We start from the raw sequence: 3,155 nt of genomic DNA, 5'->3' as shown, positions 1-3,155 counted from the left end.
GGATCCTAGGGTCTCCGCGACGCAGCGGAGACCCTAGGATCCATGCCGTTGCAGTCGCCGAAGATTGCAACGGCGGTTGCGAGGCGAACCGGCACAGGCGTGCGAACCCTCCCGATTCTTTCGATCTTCGCAGTAGACTCAACCGCTCCAAGCGCGTTTCCTAGGCCTACCCCACGCCTCGGAGCACGGCCATGCACAACACCCGCCGAACGCTAATCGCCGTAAGCCTTTCCCTCACCCTGACCTTCGTACCCTTCCTCGCCTATGCCGCCTCGCCGCAGCCGGCGAAGGGCGAGCACGGCATGGTGGTGACCGCCCAGCATCTTGCGTCTGAGGTCGGCGTCGAGGTGCTGAAGAGGGGCGGCAACGCGGTCGATGCCGCGGTCGCCGTCGGCTATGCGCTGGCCGTGGTCTATCCGACCGCCGGCAATATCGGCGGTGGCGGCTTCATGACCATCCGCTTCAAGGACGGCCGCTCGACCTTCCTCGATTTTCGCGAGCGCGCGCCGCTGGCCGCGACCAAAACCATGTATCTCGACAAGGACGGCAAGCCGGTAAAAGGCGCCAGTCTCGACGGCTATCTGGCGGTCGGCGTGCCGGGCTCGGTCGCTGGTTTCGAGATGGCGCGGGAGAAATACGGCACGCTGTCGCGGCAGGACTTGCTGGCGCCGGCCATCCGCTTTGCCAAGGAAGGCTTCGTGCTGGAGCAGGGCGATGCGGCCTCGCTCCAGGGCGGCGCCGAGCGGTTGGCGAGGGACCCAGCGGCGGCGGCCATTTTCCTCAAGCCGGACGGCAAGCCCTATGCTGTCGGCGAGCGTCTTGTTCAGCCCGACCTCGCGGCTTCGCTGGCCGCCATTTCCGAACGCGGGGCGGATGCCTTCTACAAAGGCGCGACCGCCGACGCCATCGTCAAGGCGAGTGGCGAGAAGGGCGGCATTCTGGCCAGGGCTGATTTCGAAAACTATGCGGTGCGCGAGCTCAAGCCGGTGACCTGCAATTATCGCGGCTACGAGATCATTTCCTCGCCGCCGCCGAGCTCCGGCGGCGTCATCATCTGCGAGATCCTCAACGTGCTTGAGTTCTATCCGTTGTCCTATCTCGGCGCCGGTTCGGCCGAGACGGTTCACGTCATGGTCGAGGCGATGCGCCACGCCTATGTCGACCGCAATTCGGCGCTCGGCGATCCCGGTTTCATCGACAATCCGGTCGCAAAACTGCTCGACAAGAATTACGCCAGGGAAATTCGCGAAAAGATCGATCCGTTCCGGGCCGGCGTCTCGCAGGAATTGATGCCGAAGGGTTTTGGCGAGAGCAACGAGACGACGCATTTTTCGATCATCGACAATGATGGCAATGCCGTCGCGGTAACCTACACGCTGAACGGCTCTTTCGGCGCCGGCGTTGTCGCCGCCGGCACCGGCATCCTGCTCAACAACGAGATGGACGATTTCACCCAGAAACCCGGCGTGCCCAATCTCTATGGCTTGGTCCAGGGCGAGGCGAATGCGATCGCGCCGAAAAAGACGCCGCTGTCCTCGATGAGCCCGACCATCCTCGCCAAGGACGGCAAGCCGTTCATGGTCATCGGCAGCCCCGGCGGTTCACGCATCATCACCATCACGCTGGAGGCGATCGTCAACGTCGTCGACCACGGTATGAACATCCAGGAGGCCATCGACGCACCGCGCATCCATCACCAATGGCTGCCTGACACGGTCTATATCGAACCTTTCGGCCTGTCGCCCGATACCGAAAAGCTGCTCACCGGCATGGGCTACCACCTCGATCTTGCCGACACGACCTGGGGCCAGGCGGCCGGCATCCTGGTCGGCGGCAAGAGCCTGGCGGAAATCGAGAAGGGCGGCGGCACCCGCTACAATGGCGCCATCGACAGCCGCGCCGCATCCGGCAAGGCTATCGGGTATTAGACCCCAAAAGTGGGAATCGGTTTTTCGGATAAGATCATGGTCAACAATAAGATTTCGCTCTGAATCAGGTGACCAGCGCGATCGTCGACGCTATCAGCATCAGCGCCGCGATGCCGACGAACAGGGCGTAGATGCGTGGCCGGTCGAGCAGAAGCGCATTGCCGGATATCCATGCCGCGGTGGCGCCACCAAGCGCGAAAAAGAAGGTGCTGCGGCGCCCGAAGCTCAAGCCGGCAGCCATCAGGCCACCGATGATCAGGGCGCCGAACACGATGATCACGGCGACTGCGTATTTCTCGAAATCGTTGCTGCCGGCGCTCGGGCCGATTGCGTTCAACCTCGACAGATCGTCCGGATCGAACGGGCTGGTCGACCCATATTCGTCTTGACCGACAGGCTCATGCATTATTCGTTCTCCGCAAACCGACAGCAAATCATCAAGCCTCGCCGAGCGCAACCGCTCGCCGAATGTGATCGGCACGGTGTTCAACACTTTCTGGCGGCGGCTTGCCAGAGATTTTTGAATTCGCGCTTGGATCGCCGCCCCGCTGCGCGGCCTGGTCAAGCGCCTTGCCCGAGCTGAACCTTCATGCCGCCCTGGCCAAAGACTGCGTTGCCTGAACGGAAGCCCCAAGCACCGCCTGTGCGCTGTCTGCCTGCCTTTCATCGACATGCGCCAGCACCAGGATCACACCTTGTGCGGCATCCGGCTTGCCTGGCTGATTGCCGATATCGGACAATGCGCCGAAAAGTCTGCCGGCAACGCAGCCCAAGGCTGCACCGACGAGGGCCGATGCCAGCCATCCCGCGCCGAGCGGATCGATGCCGGGGATATCGAAGGCGCCGAGGCCGGCCAACAAACCCGCCGCGCCAAGGGCGGCACCGGTGCCTGGACCGCGCAAGACGGCGCCGATTTCGTCGTCGTAGGGTCCGATGATACTGATCTGGTGGCGCGCAATTCCTGCCGCCTGAAGTGCTTCGACGGCTCGCGCCGCCTGGTCATGGGAATCAAAAAGTCTGCTGATTGTTCGCATTGAAACTGCCTGTGAGGCCCCCCGGCCCTCGACGGTACGGCGGGTTCCTGCTGAGCGACGACGCCGAGGAACCGCCTAACGCATACGTCGCCCCCCCCGCAGTTTAGCACCGGCGGCGACGACTGGCCCGGCATTTAACCTACGAGATTTTCATGGAGCTAATTGGCCGGCCGGGGTGGACCGCCACCGGGGG

At 63.2% G+C, this 3,155-nt stretch carries 3 protein-coding genes; 1 reads left to right on the top strand and 2 read right to left on the bottom strand.

Annotation, left to right across the window (positions count from 1 at the left end):
- The first annotated feature begins 191 nt into the window (after window positions 1–191).
- Window positions 192–1,928 (top strand): gamma-glutamyltransferase, encoded by a 1,737-nt coding sequence (gene ggt, locus NKH04_RS32995; protein ID WP_353045599.1) that lies wholly within the window; start codon window positions 192–194, stop codon window positions 1,926–1,928.
- A 64-nt stretch (window positions 1,929–1,992) separates the two neighbouring features.
- On the opposite strand, the gene NKH04_RS32990 is transcribed toward ggt, so the two are convergent.
- Window positions 1,993–2,334 carry a hypothetical protein gene (locus tag NKH04_RS32990; protein WP_292663955.1) on the bottom strand — a complete coding sequence of 114 codons (342 nt, stop codon included), beginning with the start codon at window positions 2,332–2,334 and terminating at the stop codon, window positions 1,993–1,995.
- A gap of 181 nt (window positions 2,335–2,515) precedes the next feature.
- On the bottom strand, window positions 2,516–2,962 hold the full coding sequence (locus NKH04_RS32985) for a hypothetical protein (RefSeq protein WP_353045598.1): 447 nt from the start codon (window positions 2,960–2,962) through the stop codon (window positions 2,516–2,518).
- Window positions 2,963–3,155: the final 193 nt, after the last annotated feature.

The organism is Mesorhizobium sp. M1365 (assembly GCF_040317865.1).
Classification (GTDB): domain Bacteria; phylum Pseudomonadota; class Alphaproteobacteria; order Rhizobiales; family Rhizobiaceae; genus Mesorhizobium.
The sequence above is the reverse complement of the archived record's forward strand: the minus strand, read 5'-3'. Positions and strand labels throughout refer to the sequence as shown.

What these genes read in the sequence shown, in the direction of transcription:
- ggt (WP_353045599.1), top strand. Translation starts at nt 192, where the DNA reads ATGCACAACACCCGCCGAACGCTAATCGCCGTAAGCCTTTCCCTCACC.
- NKH04_RS32990 (WP_292663955.1), bottom strand. Translation starts at nt 2,334, where the DNA reads ATGCATGAGCCTGTCGGTCAAGACGAATATGGGTCGACCAGCCCGTTC.
- NKH04_RS32985 (WP_353045598.1), bottom strand. Translation starts at nt 2,962, where the DNA reads ATGCGAACAATCAGCAGACTTTTTGATTCCCATGACCAGGCGGCGCGA.